Raw genomic sequence first — 19,427 nt, forward strand, 5'->3', positions numbered from 1 at the left:
CCGCGTGTCTTTCCGCTTGCCTCGCCCCACCATCGCCGCCTCACCGCTGCGCATCGACCACCGGCATCGGCCCGTCGGGCAGGCCGCGCGCGGCCTTGGCTTCGCGCACCATCCGGCGCACGTCGGCCCGCAGCGCCGCCGCGTCGTAGACGATGCCGTCCTTGATCGTATAGTCGATCCCGCCGACCTGCTCGACCCGGCCGGTCGCGTCGTCCAGCCGGATCGTACCGGTGCCCAGCAACAGCTTCAGGTTCGCCAGCGGATTGCCGCGTACCAGCACCAGGTCGGCCTTGCGCCCGACCCGCACCGTGCCCACCTCGTCCGCGCGCCCGATGATCTTCGCGCCCATGCCGGTCGCGGCATGGATCACTTCCAGCGAGCTGAACCCGGCCTCGCGCAGCAGTTCCATCTCCTGCACGTAGCCGAAGCCGTACAGGTTGTAGATGTAGCCGCAATCGCTGCCGATCCCGACCAGCCCACCGCGGTTCTTGTATTCGTCGACGAAACGCATCCACAGGCGGTAGTTCTGCCGCCAGTCCATCTCTCGTTCGGTGGTCCAGTCGAACCAGTACGAGCCGTGATGGTGGCGGCTTGGGCGGTAGAAATCCCACAGTGCCGGCAGGGTGTACTCGGCATGCCAGGTCGCATTGGTCATCCGCATCAGATCGCGGCTGGCCAGATATGCGGTGAAGGTCGGGCTCAGGCCGAAGCCGCGCTCGAGCAGGGTGTCCATCACCTCGTTCCAGCGTTCCGATCCGGGCTCGGCGGCCTGCTGCCACAAGCGGCCGGCCTCGGCGAAGCGCATCTGCTCGTCGGTGTTGTTGAAACCGGCCGGCCAACGCTGCAGGCGGCGGTCGGTGAACATCGCCTCTGGCAGGCCGTACCAGTGCTCCATCGAGTCCAGGCCGCGGGCCGAAGTCTGCAGCACGTTGGCATAGGCCACGAGCTGCTGCGCATGGTGCATCGTGGTGCGCATGTCCAGCAGCTCGGTCTCGTCGAGCGCCGCATATAGCACGTCCTCGGGGATCGAACCGATGAACTTGATGCCGTCGGCGCCGCGCCGGCGGGCCTGCCGGACCGCGTCGCGCGCGGCCGCCGGGTCATGGATATCTGGCTGGATCGCATTGAAGAACGGATAGACGTCGATCCGCGGCGCGACGATCTCGTTGCGCTCGCTGCGGCGCTTGACATCGACCAGCCATTCGATCGGCCGCTCGTTGCCGAGTTCGCGGACACTGGTCACCCCGTGCGCCAGCCACAGCTTGAGCACGTACTCGGGCGGCACGCCCTGGGCGTCGTCCAGGGTGTGCAGGTGGGCATGGGTATCGACGAAGCCCGGCATCAGGGTGAAGCCGGTGCCGTCGATCTCGCGCTCGCCGGCGTCCGCCCGCTTGTCCGGCTCGATCGCCCCGGGCGCACCGATCGAGCGGATCTCGGCGATCCGGTCGCGCTCGACGACCACGTCGAACGGTCCCTGCATCGGCGCACCGGTGCCGTCGACGATATCGACGTTGCGGATCACCAGCCGCGCGTACGGCCCCTGCCCGGCATCGCGCGCGGGAATCGCCTCGCGCGTATCGGCGGCCAGCGCCGGAACGGCCATCGCGCCAAACGCCGCGGCCAGGGCCGCCAGCATGCTCACAACCCACCTGCGTACCGCCCGCATCGCGTTCTCCCGAAAAGACATGCAATCCGTCGCGGGCCATCCGCCATGGACGGCCCGCACCTGGATCAGAACTTCACCCGCAGGCCGAAGAAGTAACGACGCCCGAGCACGTCGTAGAGGCCGACGTCGGTGTTCGCATCGCCGGCCAGGGCGGTGCCGAGGATCGGCGGCTGGCGGTCGAACACGTTGTCGATGCCCGCGAACAGCTGCAGGTGCTCGTTGAAGTCGTAAGCGGCGTTGGCGTCGAAGTACCACTGCCGCGGCGACTCGGTGACCGCAGCGGTGATGTCCGGCCGCAGCTCGAACTTGTCGATCATCCGGCCCTGCAGGCGCAGCGACAGCGGTCCGCTGCGGTACCCGGCCGACATGTTCAGCTTCAGGTCCGGGATCATGATGTTGCCGGTCCCGCCGCCGCAGCCGCCGCCCATGTAGCCGGCGCAGTCGAGTTCGCCCTGGTCGGCGATGACCTCCATCGAACGCTCGAACAGCCAGCTGGTCAGCAACGCCAGCGAGACCTGGCCGTCGTCGCCGCCGATCCCCCACGGCACCGCGAAGCCGTAGTCGACCTGGAAGTCCAGCCCGCTGGCTTTGAGCAGTCCGATGTTTTGCAGCGTCGAGCGCACGTCGTCGATCTGGCCGTTGGGCAGGCGCACGATCGCCTGGCAGCTCGGCGCAGTCGGATCGACCCGGCTGAAGCAGTCGGCAAGCATCTGGTTGGCGGTGATGCTGGTGATCGCGTCCTCGACCTCGACCTCGAAGTAGTCGACCGCGAAGTTCAGGCGCTCGACGGCCGGGATCGAGAACACCGCGCCGATGGTGAAGGTCTTGGACTTCTCCTCGGTCAGGTCTGGATTGCCGCCGGTGGTGCGTTCGAACCCGACCGAGCCCTGGGTGAAGTTGGGCAGATCGGCGGCGGGCACACCTTGCTGGATGCACAGCTGCTGCTGGGCCGCGTTCGGATTGGCCGCGGCCGTGCAGGGATCGACGCCGGCGGTGAACCCGCGTGTCCGCGGCGCGTACAGTTCGTTCAGGCTCGGCGCACGGATCGCGACGTTGAACGCGCTGCGCAGGCGGAACCAGTCGCTCGGCGCCCACTCCGCACCGAGCTTCCAGGTGTTGACGCCGCCGATGGTGGAATAGTCCGAATAGCGTGCCGCACCCTCGATGGCGAGATCGTGCGCGAAGCGCGCATCGGCGAGCAGCGGCACGCGGAACTCGGCGAACAGCTCCCTGACGCTGTACTCGCCGGCCATCGGCGATTGCGAGGTCGCGCCATAGTCGCCGGACACGTCCATCGGGCTGGGCTGGAACCGGTACTCGTCCTTGCGGTACTCGGCGCCGAAAGCCAGTGCGACCGAACCGGCCGGCAGGTCGAACAACGTGCCGCTCATCGAGGCGCCGGCCACCGTGCGATCGAAGATCTCGTAGCTGGCGCGCTGCGGGGTCAGGAACGCCGCCGCATCGGCGTTGATCGAGCCCAGCCCGAAAATGCTCGCCGGCACGCAGCCGCTGGCCTGATGGACGCAGACCAGGTTGCCGTCAGCATCCACCGTGGCATCCAGCGCCTGCGACAGCCGCGCCTGGTTGATCTGGTTGTTGTTGGTGGTGTCGGTGCGGGTGCGCTGCTCCTGCATGAAGGCGTCCCAGCGCCACCAGTGGCCGCCGCCGGCCTCGAAATCGCCGCGCAGGCCGCCGACCAGGTTGTAGCTGACCCGCTCATAGGTATAGAAGCGCGGCCCCAGTTCGTCGGCGCGCCGGCCCGAACCGACGATCTCCGCTACGCCGTCGCCATCCGGGTCGAAGATGTGGGTGTTGTCGGACAGGAACTGACGCACGTTCGGCAGCAGCACCGGGTTGCTGGCGTAGTTGGGCACCAACAGCGTCGATGACGGCGCGCCCGGCGTCACCGGCGTGAACGAATCGGGGGCCTGCTGGTACTCGTTGCGGCTGTTGGAGTAGTAGGCCTCGCCATAGGCCTCGACCGCATCGTTGATCGTGTAGTTGGCCAGCGCGGTGACCTGGGTCCGCTCCAACGGGCGCTGCAGGTAGTTCAGGTCCGCATAGTTGTAGGCGTCCTGCGGGCTGCAGTACGCCAGCGGCGTGCCGCCCTCGCCGAAACGGATGCCGGTGATTGCGCTGCATGCCCCGGAGGGGGCCAGATCGACGCCGACCAACGAATCGAGCTGCGCGCCGCTGAGCCCGATCCGGGTACCCGGGACCGAACCGGAGCCGCCGGGCACGAGTTCGCCGTCGACGGTATCGAGCGGCACGCGCGAGAAATCACGCCAGCCTTGCAGTATGGCGTCGCGTTCGGTGCGGCTGATCGACAGCACGGCGTTGCCGCGATCGTCGGCGAAGTTGCCGCCGAGGGTCAGGTCGAACTTGTCGTAGGCGCCGTCGCCTTCGGCGGTCTGCCCGTGGGTGTACGCCGCTTCGAGTCCTTCGAAGTCCTTGCGCAGGATGAAGTTGACCGCACCGGCGACGGCATCGGAGCCATAGACCGCCGAGGCGCCGCCGGTGATGATTTCGACATTCTCGATCAGCGCATCGGGAATGCTCGCCAGGTCGACCACGCCATCGGAATTGGCCGGCATGAAACGGCGGCCGTTGACCAGGGTCAGGGTGCGCGTGGCGCCGAGGCCGCGCAGGTTGGCGGTCAACACGCCGGAACCGCCGCCGTTGTTGACGCTGGAAGTATTTCCGGCGGCGAGCTGGGGAAATTCGTTGAGTACATTCTCGATCGTCGCGCTTCCCGACATCACGATGTCCTCTCTCGTTACCACCGTGGTCGGGCTGGGTGCGCTCAGATCACTGCGCGCCAGGCGCGATCCGGTCACGGTGACCGTGTCGAGATTGGAAACCGTCGCGTTCCTGGATTCCGTTTCCGGCGTGGCGGCCTGCTCCTGCGCATGTGCTACGCCCGCCACCAGCGAACCGGCGACCAGGATGCTCGCAACACTGTCGGCCAGAGGGCGCCTCTTCGGTGGCTGCGGCAAGCACTGCGAATCACGTGAGGAATGGCGCGTGGCGCATCGAATGGCTGTCATGGAAATACCCCGGATGTGAAAGGAGTGCTTGGGTGCGTTGTGAAACTCTTGCCTGTCTCCGCCTTTCCTGGAGAGGCCATCGCTTCCCGATCGACGGCAAGCGGACAGATGACACTTCCATGACCCCAAGTCTCGTTGCCCGTGGCGCGCCCGGTCTTGTGTGGTTTGACGGATTTGCATGCGGAAACCTGCATGATTGTTTTGTGCAATACAGCAATTTCATGGCCCCGTGCATGCGAAACCCGTCACCCGAATTTGCACACGGCTACACTCTCGAATGCTTGTCTTTCAGTGCATACGGCCCGTATTTTCTAGGGGCAGGCCGGCCCACCGTCGGGTTTCTGCCGACCGCGACAATTCATCTGCGCAAATCTGCACAAACATTCCAATACGGGAAATCCGTATGATCCTGCGCCTGCTGTCTACATGACTGCTCTGGTCCACCACCGCGATCGGTCTCGGCCCGTGAACCTGGATGCCAGCCACCCGGACCGCGACATGGCGGATGACGGTGGGAAGAGTTCAGACGCGTGCCGCTTCGCCGCACCCTTGTGGTGGGCCAAGGCCCACCATCGCCGTCCGCGATAACGCGCCATCCATCCTCCGCGCCCGCATCCGGCCCTCGCGCATGGCGCAAGGGCGGTAAGGCGTCTGCGAGCCAACCCCGGCTTTGCCGGGGAGACCTACCCGCGCCTGCTCAAGGGCGGCAGTCGCTCGCCAGCAGACGGTCGTCCGGATCGGGCGTCGACACCGACGACACGTGGTTCAACGCGATCACCCAGCGCCCCTCCACCTTCCGCATCAACCGGGTATTGATCCCGTACTGCGGCTCGTCCGCGCGCGCCAGGTGGTAGCGGCTGACGAGCTGAGCAGCATCGTCGGCAAGACGCTCGATCCGGATGTCATAGAAGCACAGCACACCACGCGTATCCGGCGCACCGCCGTAATCGGCGATGTAATGATCGAGCGTCCCCTGCCAGTCGCGCTGAAACCGGCCTCGGGACACGAACACCACGTCCGGCCGCAGGAAGCCGGCCATGTAGGCGGCGAAATCCCCGCGGTTCCAGGCAGCCTGCATGTCCGCGATGACTCCGCGGATGGCCCACTCCTCCTCCCGCTCCCGGTCGCCTGCCTGCGCGGTGCCGGCCACGGACATCACCGCGGCCAGCACCGTTGTCGCCCGCAAGCGATGGAGCCCGGGCATCAACCGCCCCCGGCCTGCGCCTTCTTCCGTTCGGCGATGAACGCACGCATCTGCTCCTCCAGGACCGGCAGCGGTACCGAACCGAGGTTGAGGATGGTGTCGTGGAACGGACGCTGGTCGAATGCCGTCCCGAGCTCGCGTTCCGCCTCGCTGCGCAAGTCGCGGATGGTCTTGTAACCGATGTAGTACGAGAGCGCTTGGCCCGGCCAGGCGATGTAGCGGTCGACCTCGTTGACGATATCCTGGTGTGCCAGCGCTGTATGGCTGGCGAGATAATCGATCGCTCGCTGTCTGCTCCAACCGAACTCGTGCAGGCCGGTGTCGATCACCAGACGTGCCGCACGCCACATTTCGAACGTCAATCGACCGAAATCCTCATAAGGCGTTTCATAGAGTCCCATCGACGTACCGAGCCATTCGGTATACAGCGCCCAGCCTTCCCCGTACGCGGAGAAGTAGGTCTGCTGGCGGAAATCCGGACGCGCGGGCGCCTCCAGGGCAAGCGCCGCCTGCAGACTGTGTCCCGGATTGCATTCGTGCAGCACCAACGCCGGCAGGTTGTACAACGGGCGCGAAGGCAGGTCATACGTGTTGAACAGGCACGAATCCAACCCGCCGCGACCGGAGGTGTAGATCGGCGCGATGTCCTCCGGCACCGGCAGGATCGTGAAACGATAGCGCGGCAGGACGCCAAGCACGTGCTTGAGCTCGCCATCCGCCTTCTTGGAGATCCAGGCGGTGTAATGGAGCAGCTCCTTGGGCGTCTTGGCGTAGAACTGCGGATCGGTCCGCAGGAAAGTCAGGAACTCCTCGAAGCTGCCGTCGAACTTCGCCCGCTTCATCACCTCGCGCATCTCCTTCGAGATACGGTCCACTTCGGCCAGGCCGATCTCGTGGATCTCCTTGGCAGTCATGTCGCGGGTGACGAATTCGTCGATCTGCGTCTTGTAGAACGCGCGTCCTTCCGGCAGGTCGCTGGCCGCCGTGCTGGTGCGCGCGCGCGCAAGATACTGCTCGCGCATGAAGCTCAACAGCTTTCTGTACGCCGGGACCACCTGTTCGAGCACCACCTTGCGCCCCTCTTCGATCAACCGGCTGCGCGCCGGCTCCGGAATCGACACGGGCATCTTGGCCAAGGTGTCGAGGAACGGATTGCCGTCGCCGGCGATCGTGTAAGGCTCGATCGTGCCGTCGCGCCCTTCAACCGACGAGCGCGGCACGCTCCAGCCGCGCGACAGCCCCGCCTCCATATTGGCGATGTTCTCGTCGAAATAGCGCGGGATGTCGCCGAGCCGGCCGATGAAGCGCTGCCAGTCGGCCTCGCTCTGGAACGGCTGGCGCGGATTCAGGCCGCCCCAGAAGAACGTGTCGCTGTTGAACGGCGCCTCATAGGTACGCCAGACCGCGTTGTTGTGGTGCGCCTGGACCGTGGCGCGGAACACCGCCGCGTTGATCTGTTCCTCGCGGGTGAAGTCCTTCGCCGGAATCGCATCCAGCGTCGCCAGCACCTGCTTCCAGTACGCCGCACGGCGCTGCCAGCTCTCCGGCGTGACCGAGGGCAGGCGGGCCGCCGGTTGCCAGCGCCCGTCGATCTTCTCGCGCGCGAACTCGTCCTGCCGCCATTCCCATTCGTCGGTATAGAGATCGCGCAGCTTCGCTTCGGAAGCATTGGCCGGCTTGGCGATCTCCTGCGGTGCCTCGTCCTGGCCCGCCATCGCAGGCACCACGGCCATGCCCATGGCCATTACCATGGACAGCGAAAGCGTCTTCATGATCGGTCGGAGCATGCCTGATTGGTTGGGGCTGGCAGCGTGCATCTTTCTCCCTCCTGCGGTGGATGTGGCGGTGCATCGGAGGGAGGGCGGACGGCCGTTCCGCTCCAGCGCGCCTTCGTCCATCCTGCGCAGGCAAGGCGGCCGCGTCTTGTGGGACAGCACCGCAACAGGTGCGGCATTCCGCACAAATCGTGGCCGCGGCGGAAAACCGCCCACCTGTCTTCCACAATCAGTTCAACGGCTTGGTCGCCCCCTTTGAAAAAGGGGGGTTGGGGGGATTTGCTCGGTGCCCAACCAAGCAACAGCAACAGCAAATCCCCCTCAATCCCCCTTTTTCAAAGGGGGAAGATAGGCTGCGAGAAATGTGGGGAAACCTCAGGCTCGGAACCCTCCCGCCGACGGCCGCCCGTGGCGCCGGTCCCCACGTAACGATGCGGCCCTGCATCCGACCTCACGCACCGTCGTCCTCTTCCAGCGCTAGTTCCTCCGCACGCAGCCCCGAACGCGCCGCCCATTCGTAGACGACGAACGCAATCGCCGCCACGGCCAGCGTATCCCAGGGATGCGCGATCGCGCCGATGCCGCCGAAGGTGCCCAGGTACGACACCGCCATCACCAGCACGTAGAACACGATCAGCCACAGCGAGCACTGCACCTGGCGCAGGAGGCGCGCGCGCGCCTCCCGCGAAGGCAGCTTGTAGAGCACGTACGCGGCGAACAACACCACCTGCAGGCCCAGCAGCCACGACAGCGTCTGCCAGCGCGACCAGTACACGATCAACGCGGCGACGATGAACGACAGCGGCCCGAGCAGCGCGAGGACGCGCACCCGGAACGGGCGCGCCAGGTGGGGCGCACTGCGGCGCAGCGACGCCACCGTCACCGGCGCCGCCGCGTAGCTCAGCATGAGCGCAGCGGAGACCACGCCGATCAATTTCTCCCATGACGGGAACGGCAGGGTCCAGAACACCGACAGCGCAAAGCTCAACCACAGCGCCGGGCGCGGAATGCCTGACTTGGCGTCCACCTTGGTCAAGGACTTGACGCCGATATTGCGCGCCCAGCCGTAGATCACCCGCGGCGTCGCGCTCATGTAGATGTTGCCGGTGCCGCTGGGCGAGACCACCGCATCGGCCACCACCAGCGTCGCCAGCCAGCCCAGGCCCAGCACCAACGCGATGTCGCGGTACGGCAGCGAGTACAGCTTGTCGATGCCGTTCCAGCCAGCGACCAGATGTTCGGCGGGAATGCTGCCCAGGAACGACAGCTGCAGCAGCACGTAGATCCCCGTGGACAACAGGACCGACAGGATCAGCGCGATCGGGATCGTGCGCTGCGGGTCGCGCACCTCGCTGGCCACCGACACGATCGGGGTCAGCCCCAGATAGGCGAAGATGATGCCACCGGTCGAGATCGCGGCCTGGACGCCGGCCGCGCCGTACGGTGCGAAGCCGTGCAATTGCATGTTGTCGCTGTTGAAATGCGACAGCAGCAGCACGATCACCAGAACCGGCACCATGAACTTGAATACGCTGACGATGTTGTTGGAGATGGCGAAACTCTTCACGCTGAAGTAGTTGAGCAGGAAGAACAGCACCAGCAGGCCGAACTGCACCAGCCAGCCCAGAAGCGAGGGATCGCCGCTGTCGGGTTGTGTCAGTCCCGGGAACCAGGCCGCCGCATACTGGCGGGCGGCCACCGCCTCGATCGCGATCAGGCTGGAGAACGCGATCAGGGTGATCAGGCCCATCATCGATCCCAGCAGCGGGCCGTGCGAGTACTCGGGATAGCGCACCACCCCGCCTGCGCGCGGCAGCGCCGCGCCAAGCTCGCAATACACCAGCCCCAGCAGGAACACGGCGAAACCGCCGAACACCCATGACAGGATGCCGGCCGGGCCGGCCATGCCGGCGACATGGCTGGCAGCGAACAGCCAGCCGGAACCGAAGATCGAACCGAGCCCGATGAAGGTCAGGTCGGTGAGGCTGAGGGTCTTGCGAAATTTACCTTGTGAAGCCATGGGTCACCTGTTTGGAAGGGGACGTGCCAGGCGAAGGCGGGGGACTTCGCATCGGGCCGGTGTCATGCGAACGGCCTGTCGATCGCTGTCGCCGGCGGCGTGAACCACTGCGCACCGTCGCCGGTGACGTGGAAATGGTCTTCGAGGCGCACGCCGAACCGGCCGGGCACCACGATCATCGGCTCGTTGCTGGCGCACATTCCCGGCTGCAGCACGATTCGGTTGCCGGGCAACAGGTACGGGGCTTCATGGATCTGCAGTCCGCAGCCGTGGCCGGTGCGGTGCGGCAGTCCCGGCAGGCGATAGCCCGGCCCGAGGCCGGCCGCCTCCAGTACGCGCCTCGCCGCGGCGTCCACCACTTCGCAGGCCTCGCCCGGGCGCACCGCGGCGAATGCGGCCTCCTGCGCGGCCCGCTCGAGTTCCCAGATGCGGCGCTGTTCCTCGGTGGGCGTGCCGAAGGCGAAGGTCCGGGTGATGTCGGAGTGGTAGCCCTGCACGGTGCAGCCGGTGTCGATCAGCACCAGGTCGCCTTCGCGCAGGTGCTGCACGCCGGGGATGCCGTGCGGGTAGGCGGTGGCGTGCCCGAACTGGACGATGCAGAAGGTCGAGCCGTCGTCGGCGCCCAGCGTGCGATGCGCCTGGTCGATGAAGCGCACCAGCTCGTCGCTGCCGATGCCTTCGCGGACGATGCCCGCCGCGAGTCGATGCACCTGCAGCGTCATGTCGCAGGCCTGTTGCATCAGCGCCAGCTCGGCTGGCGACTTGCACATCCGGCAGCCGTCGACGATCGCGGCGGCATCGACGATGGAGTGCGTGGCCAGGTGCGCACGCAGGCCGGTATACACCGCGAACGCCGTTGCCGGATCCAGCGCCAGCGTGCGCGCGCCACGCTCTGCCATCGCCCGCGCGATCAGCGCGTACGGATCCTCGTGCTCTTCCCACAGGCGCTTGCCGGCCGCGATCTTCAGTACCGCATCGAGCGAGCCTTCCTCGAACGCCGGACAAACCAGCAGCGGATCGCCATCGGCCGTCAACAGCATCGCCACCAGCCGCTCGCTCGCGCTCCAGGGCACGCCGGCGAAATAACGCAACGAGGCACCGGCACCGACCAGCAGCGCATCGACGCCCTGCGTGCGCATCAACGCCCGCGCGTGCTCGATGCGCTGCCGGTACTCGTCGGCAGCAATCGGCGCAGCGCGCCGCGCCCATGGCGACAGCCCCGCCAACGCCGCGTCACGCTGCAGATGACCGATCTGTCCGCTCATCCGGCCGTCGCCACGTCGCCCGTACTCCACTCGCCGTCGATCCGGCGCCAGACTCCCCCGGGGTTGCGATCGCGCAGCACCGGCGGCAGCAACGCATCGGGGACGTTGTCGTAGCTGTGCAAACCGGCGAAACGGCGGATCGATCCCGGCATGCCGACCGAGGTGAAACCCGGGTGGCCGGTGGCCGGATACGGGCCGCCATGATTCATCGCGGGGCTGACCGCCACGCCGGTCGGCATCTTGTCCATGATCAGCCTGCCCACGCGTGGACGCAGCAGCGAGATCAATGCGGAAGCGGCGACGTCGTCGCGACCGTCGGCGGCACGATACAGGGTCGCGGTCAGGTTGCCCTCGAACGCGCGCGCGATCGCCTGCGCCTGTTCGCGCCCGTCGCTGCGCACCACCAGGCCGACCGGCCCGAAGGCTTCGGTCTGCAGGCTCGCCGGATCGGCCAGGAAGCGCGCGCCGTCGACGGCCAGCAGTTCCGGCCGCACCCAGTAGCCCGGGCGGTCCGAGTCCCCGCGACCGGCGATCCGTTCGGCACCTGCGGCCCGCAGCGCATCGACCGCGGCATTGAGGTGACGCCTGCCGTCGGCGGAGAACAGCACCTGTTCCGGCGCCGCGTCGAACCGAGATGCCACTGCGGCGACGAACGCGTCGCCCGCCGCCGTCCGCGGCACCACCAGCAGCCCCGGATTGGTGCAGAACTGCCCGCTGCCCATGGTGCAGGACGCGAAGAATTCCTGCGCCAGGTCCTCGCCGCGGAGCTCCAGCACGCCTTCGAGCAGGAACACCGGATTGATGCTGGACATCTCGGCATAGAACGGCACGCCGGCGGCATCGGCCTGCGCCTTCAATGCCAACCCGCTGGAACGTCCGCCGGTGAAGCCGACCCCGCCGATCGCGCCCTGCCCGACCAGCAGGTCGCTGCACGACGGATCCACCCCGTACAGCAGCTGGATGGCCGCAGCCGGAAGCCCGGCGGCCAACAACGCCGCATGCGCGATCCGTCCCAGCTTCTCACTGGTGCCCGGATGCAGCGGATGGACCTTGGCGATCACCGGATTGCGCGCGGCGATGGCCGAGGCGAAATCGCTGCCCGCGATGGCGTTGAACGCGAACGGAAAGTTGTTCGGGCCGAACACCGTGACCGGCTTGCCCAGCGGGCCGAGCACCGAACGCAGGCCGCCGGCGGTGTCAATCACCGGGTCCGCCCAGCCCCACTCGCGTACCGCACGCGCGGCCTGGCGCAGCTGGCCGCTGGTGCGCGGCAACTCCACCTCGCGCAGGCGCGGCGATGCCGGCAGGCCGGTTTCGACATTGGCCAGCTCGGCCAGCGCATCGGCCTCGGCCTCGATGCCGTCGGCATAGCCTTCGAGGAAGGCGGCGATCCGCTGCGGGTCGGTCGCGGAGAACATCTCCGCCACCGCCACCGCGGCCGCCACCGCATCTTCCACCTCACGGCGGCCGCTGACCGGATAGACAGGGCCGACTGGCTCGCCGGTCGCCGGGTTGTGTGCGCGCAGTTCGCCGATCGGTGCAACCGCATCGCGCCATGCGCCCGCTACCAGAACCTGTTGACGTCCGCTCATCATCACAGCACCGGACGGTTCTTGTTCGCGCGCTCGATCACGCGAAGCGCGGCCTCGCGCTCGGCGCCTTCGACCGGCAGGCGCGGCGCACGCACGCGCTCGTTGCCCCAGTCCACGCTCTGCTGGGTCAGCTTGATCAGCTGCACGAACTTCGGCACGGTATCGAGCCGCAGCAGCGGCAAGAACCAGCTGTACAGGTCCTTGACCGCGTCGTACCCGCCATCGCGCGCGCGCTCGAACAGCGCCACCGATTCGTGCGGATAGGCATTGACCTGACCGGCGATCCAACCGGTCACGCCCATCGCCAGGCCTTCGACGATGGCGTCGTCGATGCCGGTCATCAGCACCAGGCGGTCGCCGGACAGTTCCTGGATCTCGGCCAGGCGACGGATGTCGCCCGAGGACTCCTTGACCGCCTCGATCTGCGGGAACTCGTTGGCCAGCTCCACGATCTGCGCCGCGCTGAAGTCGGTCTTGTAGGCGACCGGGTTGTTGTAGAGCAGGATCGGCAGGCTCGTGGCGTTGGCAACCGCGCGGAAGTGCGCGCTCATTTCCCTCCAGTCGGTCGAATAGGCGTAGACCGGCAGGATCATCAGCCCGCGCGCGCCTTCGGCCTCGACCGCCCTGGCCAGTTGGACCGCCTCGTCGGTGGACAACGCGGCAATCCCCGGGATCACCGGCGTGTCACCCAGCGCCTTGACCAGGGTGCGCACGATCGCGACCTTCTCGTCGAAGGTCAGCGTGGCGCTTTCGCCCAGCGAACCCAGCGGGACCACGCCGATGCAGCTGGCTTCGACCTGCCACTGTGCATGCTTGGCGAGGAACGCGTGGTCGACCCGTCCGTCCTCGGCAAAGGGGGTGGTGAGTGCGGGGATCACGCCCTGCCACATGCGCTTGCTCATTTCACAACTCCTGGGATAAGTCCGTTGGAAGTCCGCCGCCGAAACCGGCCAGCACCTCCAGCGGAACGGGAAAAATCGGGGGACGGAAGCCGTCTCGCGTGGTGCCGCCCAACTCGGCCAATGCGCTGCCGCAGAGACGCCCCTGGCAGGCGCCCATGCCGCAGCGGGTCAGCAGCTTGGCTTCACGGCCCGGCGCGCAGGCGGACAGCGCCGACAGCCGCACGTCCTCGCAGCGGCAGACGATGGTGTCGGGCTCGGCCAGCGCACGCAGGCCGTCGTGCAGCGCGAAACGACGGTTCAATGCCATGGCGAAACGGCGCGCGTGCGCGCGCCGCGGCAGCAGCGCGCGTGCGGCCTCGCGTCGCCCGGCCGCCGCATGGCCGGCGATGGCGCCTTCGGCCACGGCGCAGTCCAGGCCGCCGATGCCGCAGGCCTCGCCCGCGGCGAACACCGACTCGACGCTGCTGCCCTGCCAGTGGTCCACCAGCACGTGCGCATGCGGGCCGCCGCCGCCCAGTGCGCACCCCACGGCCTGCGCCAATTCGATGTTGGGCACCAGCCCGAACCCGCAGGCAAGCTGGTCGCATTCCACGGTCGCGGTGCGCCCGTCGATGCGCAGTTCCACCGCACGCAGGCGCTCGTCGCCGAGGGCACGCAGCACATGGCTGCCGGCGTGGTAGGACACTCTCGACAACGACAGGCGCAGGCGCGCCGCCTGCACGGCCTTGCCCGGCCAGCGCCACAATCCGGCGGTGAATATCGACAGCGCGCGCAGGGACGCCTGCTCGTGGATGCCGAGGACCCGGGCGCCGTGACGGCGCAGCGTATCGGCGACCGCCAGCAACAGCGGGCCGCTGCCGGCCACCAGCACGCGTTTGCCGCGCATCGGCCCGCCCTGCTTGGCCAGCGCCTGCGCGCCGCCGGCGCCGGTCACGCCGGGCAGCGTCCATCCGGGAAAGGGCAGCAGCAGTTCGCGCGCCCCGGTCGCCAGCACCAGCGACCCGTAGTCGACGCTCGCCGCCAGCTGCCCGCTGTGCACGAACAGGCGCTTGCCGGCATGGCCGGCGACCTCCGACTGCATCAGCATCGGAACACCCGCCGCCGCCAGTTCCCGCCGCAGCGCTTGCGCAGGCCCGGGCGCGCCGTGCCGCACGTCGTTGCGCCAGACCTGCCCGCCCGGCACCGGCTGCGGATCGATCAGCATCACCCGCGCGCCATGCGACGCCGCGGCGCGGGCCGCCGACAACCCGGCGGGTCCGGCGCCGACGACGGCGACATCGCAATGGTGGCGCCGGTCAGCCATGCGTGCGCACCTGCATGCCTTCGGCCACCGGCAACAGGCAGGTCCGCTGCTGCGCCCGGCCGTCGACCGTCGCCCGGCATTCGAAACACACTCCCATGCCGCACAGCGGCGCGCGCCGCTGACCGCCGCAGGACTCGCGGGTGGTGCCGCCGGCGTGCGCGATCGCCGCGGCCACGCTGCTGCCGGCCACGACCGAGACCTCGCGGCCGTCGATGCGCAGGCGGACCAATGGCGACGGCGCGTTCAAGCCGCCACCCGCGCGGGATCGTAGGGAGCGGGGTCGATCGCGGGGCGCCGTCCGTCGATCAGGTCCAGCAGCAGGCGCGCCGTGCCGGGTGCGGTCGTCACGCCGAGCCCTTCGTGCCCGGTCGCCACCCAGCAGTCCGCGCGCCCGGGCACCGCCCCGATGTAGGGGCGGCCATCGGTGGTGCACGGGCGCAATCCCGTCCAGACCCGGATCGCCTGCAGCCCGCGCAGCACCGGCAGGTAGCGGAACGCGCGCTCCAGCATGCGCCGGAGCACGGACGGATGGACGTCCGGTCCGGCTGCGCGCCGCTCGCGCGAAGAACCGATCAGCAACTGCCCAGTCGGACGCGGCTGCACGTTGAACGCCACGCTGACCTCGGCATCGCCATGCGCACTGTCGGCATAGCCCAATTCCAGCACCTGGTGGCGGAGCAATCCCGGGTGACGGTCGGTGATGACCAGGTGCCCGCGGCGGACGTGCATCGGCAATTCCGGCAGCAGCGCGTTGCTGGCCGCCCCCGCCGCCACCAGCACCGGCCCTCGCAGCACGGTGCCGTCGTCCAGCGCCACCCCGTCACGCAGCACACGCAGCACGTGGCGGCCGCGCACCAGGATCGCGCCGGCATCGATGCAACGCCCGATCAGCCATGCGACCGCGCGCGGCGGATAGACCGTACCCTCACCCGGGACCAGCAGGCCGCCGGCCAGGTCCGGCGCAAGATGCGGCTCCAGTTCCCGCAGGCGCCCGGCATCGATCCGTTCGGCATGGATGCCGGCCTTGCCCAGGCGCGCGATCTTGCCCGGCACCGCCGCCATGTCGGTCTCGTCGGCCGCCACCCACAGGGTGCCGCAACGGCTGAAGTCGGCGGCGGCGAGTCCTTCGGATTCTGCCCACAAGCCGATCGAATAATGGGCCAGCGCCAGCTCCGCCGGATCACCGTCCATCGCTACCAGGTGCCCCATCGATGCCGCCGTGACCCCGCCGCCGGCGATATCCGCCTCGACAATGGCCACCCTGCGCCCGCCGGCCACGGCCCGCTCGGCGCAACTGGCGCCAATGATGCCGGCGCCGACGACGATGAGATCGAACGCCCTCATGCCTGCGCGGCGCCCCCGCGGATCCCCCAGGCGAAAGGATCGTCGTCCTCGATCAGGATCTCGGCGCTGCCGGTGATCCAGGCCTGCCCGGTGATCCGCGGCAGGACGCCGCGTTCGCCCTTGCGGTAGGCGCATTCGAACGTGCTGCCCAGGATGCCCTGCTGCACCCAGACTTCGCCTTCGGCCAGCTTGCCTTCGGCGGCCAGGCAGGCCAGCTTGGCGCTGGTGCCGGTGCCGCAGGGCGAACGGTCGTAGGCGCCGCCTGGGCACATCACGAAATTGCGCGCCTGTCCGGAGCCGTCCGGCGCGGGGCCGTTGACCTCGATGTGGTCGATGACCCCACCGTCGCCCCCGCCGATGCCCGCCGCATCGACCGCACGCTGGATCGCCAGGGTATACGCGCTCAGTTCCGACCGGTGCGCGAAGTCCAGCGGCACCGGGGACTGCGTGGTGATGAAGAACCAGTTGCCGCCCCAGGCCACGTCGCCGACCACGGTCCCGTAGCCGGGCACCTCGACAGCCGCCCCGGTCGCGGCGCGATAGCTTTCGACGTTGTCGATCGACACCCGGCCGTCGGCATGCAGTTCCACTCCGACCACGCCGACCGGCGTCTCGATCAGGTGCCGGCCCGGGCCGATCCGGCCCAGGTGCGCCAGCGTACGCGTCAGCCCGATGGTGCCGTGACCGCACATGCCCAGGTAACCGACGTTGTTGAAGAAGATCACGCCAGTGCAGCAACGCGGATCCACCGGCGCCTGCAACAGCGCGGCGACCATGGTGTCCGAGCCGCGCGGCTCACAGGCGATGGCGCTGCGCCAATGGTCGAATGCGTCGCGGAAGCGTGCGCGGCGCTCGGCCAGGCTGCCGCCACCGAGCCCGGGAAAGCCCGACAGCACCACGCGCGTGGGTTCGCCGGCGGTATGGGAGTCGATGACGGTCAGGCTCTGCATGCCGTCATCTTCCAGCCGCAGCGGCTTTTCGCGCTAGGACGCCCTGCCCACGACGGATGCGGAAATATGCATAATCGAGAAGAATGTCGCGACGCCTTCCGGCTTGTTTCCAAGATCAGGGAAGCAATCGGAGCGCGCCGTTCCTGACGCAATGCAGCACAGTTTCTGGAGCCGCCGCCATCGGCTTTCAAATCGAACCGGACGAACTGCAGCATCTCTTCGATGCGCTGCCCGATGTGGTGTTCTTCATCAAGGACCGCCAGGGCCGCTACACCCACGTCAACCTGACCCTGGTGAACCGGCTGGGCGCGCGCAACCGCGCCGACCTCATCGGCAGGACGCCGCTACAGTTGTTCCCCGAGCGGCTGGGCACCCGCTACATGGTGCAGGACGAGCAAGCGCTCGCAGGCGAGACGATCGAGAACCAGCTGGAACTCCACCTGTACGCCAATCGTGCACCCGGCTGGTGCCTGACCTTCAAGCACCCGCTGTACCAGGACAGCCGGGTGATCGGCCTGGTCGGGATCTCCCGCGACCTCGGCGCGCCGGACCGGCGCCACTCCTCCTATGGCCGCCTGCAGCGTGCCGTCGAGCACATGCAGGCCAACTACAATGCACCGCTGCGGGTGCAGAAGCTCGCGGACATCGCGGAAGTGTCCGTGGCCCAACTGGAACGGTTGTTCAAGCGCGTGTTCCAGCTGACCCCGCAGCAACTGCTGACCAAGCTGCGGATCGAAGAGGCGATGCGGCTGCTGCACTTCGACGCCAGCATCGCCGAGATCGGCCAGGCCTGCGGTTTCTCCGACCAGAGTGCGTTCGCGCGCCAGTTCAAGTTCACCGTCGGCATGCCGCCGCGCGCCTATCGCGCGCTGGTACGCGACTGAAGCCACTGGCGACCCCGACCCGGCGGAGCCGGCCTACCGGTGCAGGTGACGGGCGGACGGGTGCCGCGCCAGCGGCCGCCGATGATGCGCACGTTGCCGGCTGCGGACTTCATGCGCGGCGCCCTGGTGCGCATGGCGTCTGCCGGATCGTCACGGGGGCGGGTGCTACCATGCGCGCCATTGCCCCCCATCCACGATGTCCCGGCCGCATGGTCAGCTGGTTTCGACGCGACAAACCCGAGCCGGTCAAGCCGGAAGACAGCAAGCGCCGCCTGAGCATCGAGGAACTCGCCGCTGCGTTCCCCGACAACCGGCCAGCGCCGCGTGACGATGCGCAGACGACGGAGGCGCCGCCGCCTGCCCCGGCCGAACCCGCCCCTGTCCAGGCTCCTGCTCCTGCTCCTGCTCCTGCTCCTGCTCCGGCCCCTGCTCCGTCCGCCCCACCGGTCGAGGACCGCGCTGCCGCGATGGCGGCCGCCGCCGCGGCGAGCGCGGCCTTGCGCGAATCCGGAGCCGCGCCCGCCGCGCCGGGCAAGTCCGGCTGGCGCGAACGCCTGCGCGACGGCGGCTTCGCCCGCAACCTCGGCGGGTTGTTCGCGCGCAACCCGAAGCTCGACGACGATCTGCTCGACGAAATCGAGACCGCGCTGCTGACCGCCGATGTCGGCGTCGCCGCCACCACCGAACTGGTGGAGGCAATGCGCAAGCGGATGAAGGCGCGCGAGTTCGCCGATGCCGCGGCACTGCTGGCGGCGCTGCGCGGCGAGCTCATCACCCTGCTGCAGCCGGTGGCGCAGCCGCTGGTCATCGATGCCGGCGCCAGGCCGTTCGTGATCCTGACCGTCGGCGTCAACGGCGTCGGCAAGACCACCACCATCGGCAAGCTGGCCAAGCGCTTCAAGGACGACGGCCACACGCTGATGCTCGCCGCCGGCGACACCTTCCGCGCGGCCGCGGTCGCGCAGCTGCAGGCCTGGGGCGAGCGCAACGGCGTGGCCGTCGTCGCCCAGGGGCAGGACGCGGACGCCGCCTCGGTCGCCTTCGATGCGTTGCAGTCGGCGAAGTCGCGCGGCGCCGACGTGCTGATCGCCGACACCGCCGGGCGCCTGCACACGCAGCAGGGACTGATGGCGGAGCTGGGCAAGATCAAGCGCGTGCTCGGCAAGGTCGACCCGGCCGCACCGCACGAGGTGCTGATGGTGGTCGACGGCACCACCGGGCAGAACGCGATCTCGCAGCTGCGGCAGTTCCACGCCGCCGCCGGCGTCACCGGCCTGGTGGTGACCAAGCTGGACGGCACCGCCAAGGGCGGCGTGGTGTTCGCGCTGGCGCGCGAGTTCGGCATCCCGATCCGCTATGCCGGCATCGGCGAGCAGCCCGAGGACCTGCGGGTGTTCGACGCCGAGGCCTTCGTCGACGCGCTGCTGCCCGAAGCGCTCGGGCCTGCCAACGCCCATCGCGTTGACAGGCCCTAG

General features: G+C 68.4%; 14 protein-coding genes. 2 read left to right on the plus strand and 12 right to left on the minus strand.

Annotated elements, in window-relative coordinates; translation table 11 throughout:
- Positions 1-40 precede the first annotated feature (40 nt).
- From FXO19_RS04710 to FXO19_RS04765, 12 genes are all read right to left on the minus strand, one after another.
- Complete coding sequence (locus FXO19_RS04710) at positions 41-1,636, minus strand: amidohydrolase family protein (protein ID WP_255516295.1); 1,596 nt, start codon at positions 1,634-1,636, stop codon at positions 41-43.
- A gap of 95 nt (positions 1,637-1,731) precedes the next feature.
- Positions 1,732-4,593: a TonB-dependent receptor plug domain-containing protein gene (locus tag FXO19_RS04715; protein WP_223115426.1), complete on the minus strand. Its 2,862-nt coding sequence runs from the start codon at positions 4,591-4,593 to the stop codon at positions 1,732-1,734.
- A gap of 817 nt (positions 4,594-5,410) precedes the next feature.
- Complete coding sequence (locus tag FXO19_RS04720; protein WP_223115427.1) at positions 5,411-5,884, minus strand: YybH family protein; 474 nt, start codon at positions 5,882-5,884, stop codon at positions 5,411-5,413.
- A 32-nt stretch (positions 5,885-5,916) separates the two neighbouring features.
- The gene (locus tag FXO19_RS04725; RefSeq protein WP_187775629.1) at positions 5,917-7,704 is read right to left on the minus strand and encodes a DUF885 domain-containing protein; all 1,788 of its coding nucleotides are present in this window, start codon (positions 7,702-7,704) and stop codon (positions 5,917-5,919) included.
- A 439-nt stretch (positions 7,705-8,143) separates the two neighbouring features.
- Positions 8,144-9,712, minus strand: coding sequence for an APC family permease (locus FXO19_RS04730; protein WP_149193940.1), 1,569 nt, complete (start codon positions 9,710-9,712; stop codon positions 8,144-8,146).
- 62 nt (positions 9,713-9,774) lie between these two features.
- Positions 9,775-10,977 carry a M24 family metallopeptidase gene (locus FXO19_RS04735; RefSeq protein WP_149193941.1) on the minus strand — a complete coding sequence of 401 codons (1,203 nt, stop codon included), beginning with the start codon at positions 10,975-10,977 and terminating at the stop codon, positions 9,775-9,777.
- Entirely contained in the window at positions 10,974-12,572 is a 1,599-nt protein-coding gene (locus FXO19_RS04740; RefSeq protein WP_149193942.1) for an aldehyde dehydrogenase family protein, read from the minus strand. The genes FXO19_RS04735 and FXO19_RS04740 overlap by 4 nt, the downstream gene beginning before the upstream one ends.
- A complete protein-coding gene (locus FXO19_RS04745) occupies positions 12,572-13,471 on the minus strand; it encodes a dihydrodipicolinate synthase family protein (RefSeq protein WP_149193943.1) in 900 nt (299 codons plus the stop codon). Before FXO19_RS04745 ends, FXO19_RS04740 begins: the two co-directional genes overlap by 1 nt.
- 1 nt (position 13,472) lies before the next feature.
- Positions 13,473-14,774, minus strand: coding sequence for an NAD(P)/FAD-dependent oxidoreductase (locus FXO19_RS04750; protein ID WP_149193944.1), 1,302 nt, complete (start codon positions 14,772-14,774; stop codon positions 13,473-13,475).
- On the minus strand, positions 14,767-15,021 hold the full coding sequence (locus tag FXO19_RS04755) for a (2Fe-2S)-binding protein (RefSeq protein WP_149193945.1): 255 nt from the start codon (positions 15,019-15,021) through the stop codon (positions 14,767-14,769). The genes FXO19_RS04750 and FXO19_RS04755 overlap by 8 nt, the downstream gene beginning before the upstream one ends.
- The gene (locus FXO19_RS04760; RefSeq protein ID WP_149193946.1) at positions 15,018-16,118 is read right to left on the minus strand and encodes an NAD(P)/FAD-dependent oxidoreductase; all 1,101 of its coding nucleotides are present in this window, start codon (positions 16,116-16,118) and stop codon (positions 15,018-15,020) included. Before FXO19_RS04760 ends, FXO19_RS04755 begins: the two co-directional genes overlap by 4 nt.
- Positions 16,115-17,068 carry a proline racemase family protein gene (locus FXO19_RS04765; protein WP_149193947.1) on the minus strand — a complete coding sequence of 318 codons (954 nt, stop codon included), beginning with the start codon at positions 17,066-17,068 and terminating at the stop codon, positions 16,115-16,117. The genes FXO19_RS04760 and FXO19_RS04765 overlap by 4 nt, the downstream gene beginning before the upstream one ends.
- A gap of 83 nt (positions 17,069-17,151) precedes the next feature.
- Here FXO19_RS04765 and FXO19_RS04770 point away from each other — a divergent pair, with 83 nt between their 5' ends.
- Together FXO19_RS04770 and ftsY are read left to right on the plus strand one after the other, a co-directional pair.
- Positions 17,152-17,952 carry an AraC family transcriptional regulator gene (locus FXO19_RS04770; protein WP_149193948.1) on the plus strand — a complete coding sequence of 267 codons (801 nt, stop codon included), beginning with the start codon at positions 17,152-17,154 and terminating at the stop codon, positions 17,950-17,952.
- Between the two features lie 209 nt (positions 17,953-18,161).
- On the plus strand, positions 18,162-19,427 hold the full coding sequence (ftsY, locus tag FXO19_RS04775; RefSeq protein ID WP_149193949.1) for a signal recognition particle-docking protein FtsY: 1,266 nt from the start codon (positions 18,162-18,164) through the stop codon (positions 19,425-19,427).

Origin of the sequence: Luteimonas suaedae (assembly GCF_008312895.1) — a bacterium.
Lineage (GTDB): Bacteria > Pseudomonadota > Gammaproteobacteria > Xanthomonadales > Xanthomonadaceae > Luteimonas > Luteimonas suaedae.

What these genes read in the sequence shown, in the direction of transcription:
- FXO19_RS04750 (WP_149193944.1), bottom strand. Translation starts at nt 14,774, where the DNA reads ATGGCTGACCGGCGCCACCATTGCGATGTCGCCGTCGTCGGCGCCGGA.
- FXO19_RS04770 (WP_149193948.1), top strand. Translation starts at nt 17,152, where the DNA reads ATGTCGCGACGCCTTCCGGCTTGTTTCCAAGATCAGGGAAGCAATCGG.
- ftsY (WP_149193949.1), top strand. Translation starts at nt 18,162, where the DNA reads ATGGTCAGCTGGTTTCGACGCGACAAACCCGAGCCGGTCAAGCCGGAA.
- FXO19_RS04760 (WP_149193946.1), bottom strand. Translation starts at nt 16,118, where the DNA reads ATGAGGGCGTTCGATCTCATCGTCGTCGGCGCCGGCATCATTGGCGCC.
- FXO19_RS04735 (WP_149193941.1), bottom strand. Translation starts at nt 10,977, where the DNA reads ATGAGCGGACAGATCGGTCATCTGCAGCGTGACGCGGCGTTGGCGGGG.
- FXO19_RS04745 (WP_149193943.1), bottom strand. Translation starts at nt 13,471, where the DNA reads ATGAGCAAGCGCATGTGGCAGGGCGTGATCCCCGCACTCACCACCCCC.
- FXO19_RS04740 (WP_149193942.1), bottom strand. Translation starts at nt 12,572, where the DNA reads ATGATGAGCGGACGTCAACAGGTTCTGGTAGCGGGCGCATGGCGCGAT.
- FXO19_RS04725 (WP_187775629.1), bottom strand. Translation starts at nt 7,704, where the DNA reads ATGCTCCGACCGATCATGAAGACGCTTTCGCTGTCCATGGTAATGGCC.
- FXO19_RS04765 (WP_149193947.1), bottom strand. Translation starts at nt 17,068, where the DNA reads ATGCAGAGCCTGACCGTCATCGACTCCCATACCGCCGGCGAACCCACG.
- FXO19_RS04730 (WP_149193940.1), bottom strand. Translation starts at nt 9,712, where the DNA reads ATGGCTTCACAAGGTAAATTTCGCAAGACCCTCAGCCTCACCGACCTG.
- FXO19_RS04710 (WP_255516295.1), bottom strand. Translation starts at nt 1,636, where the DNA reads ATGCTGGCGGCCCTGGCCGCGGCGTTTGGCGCGATGGCCGTTCCGGCG.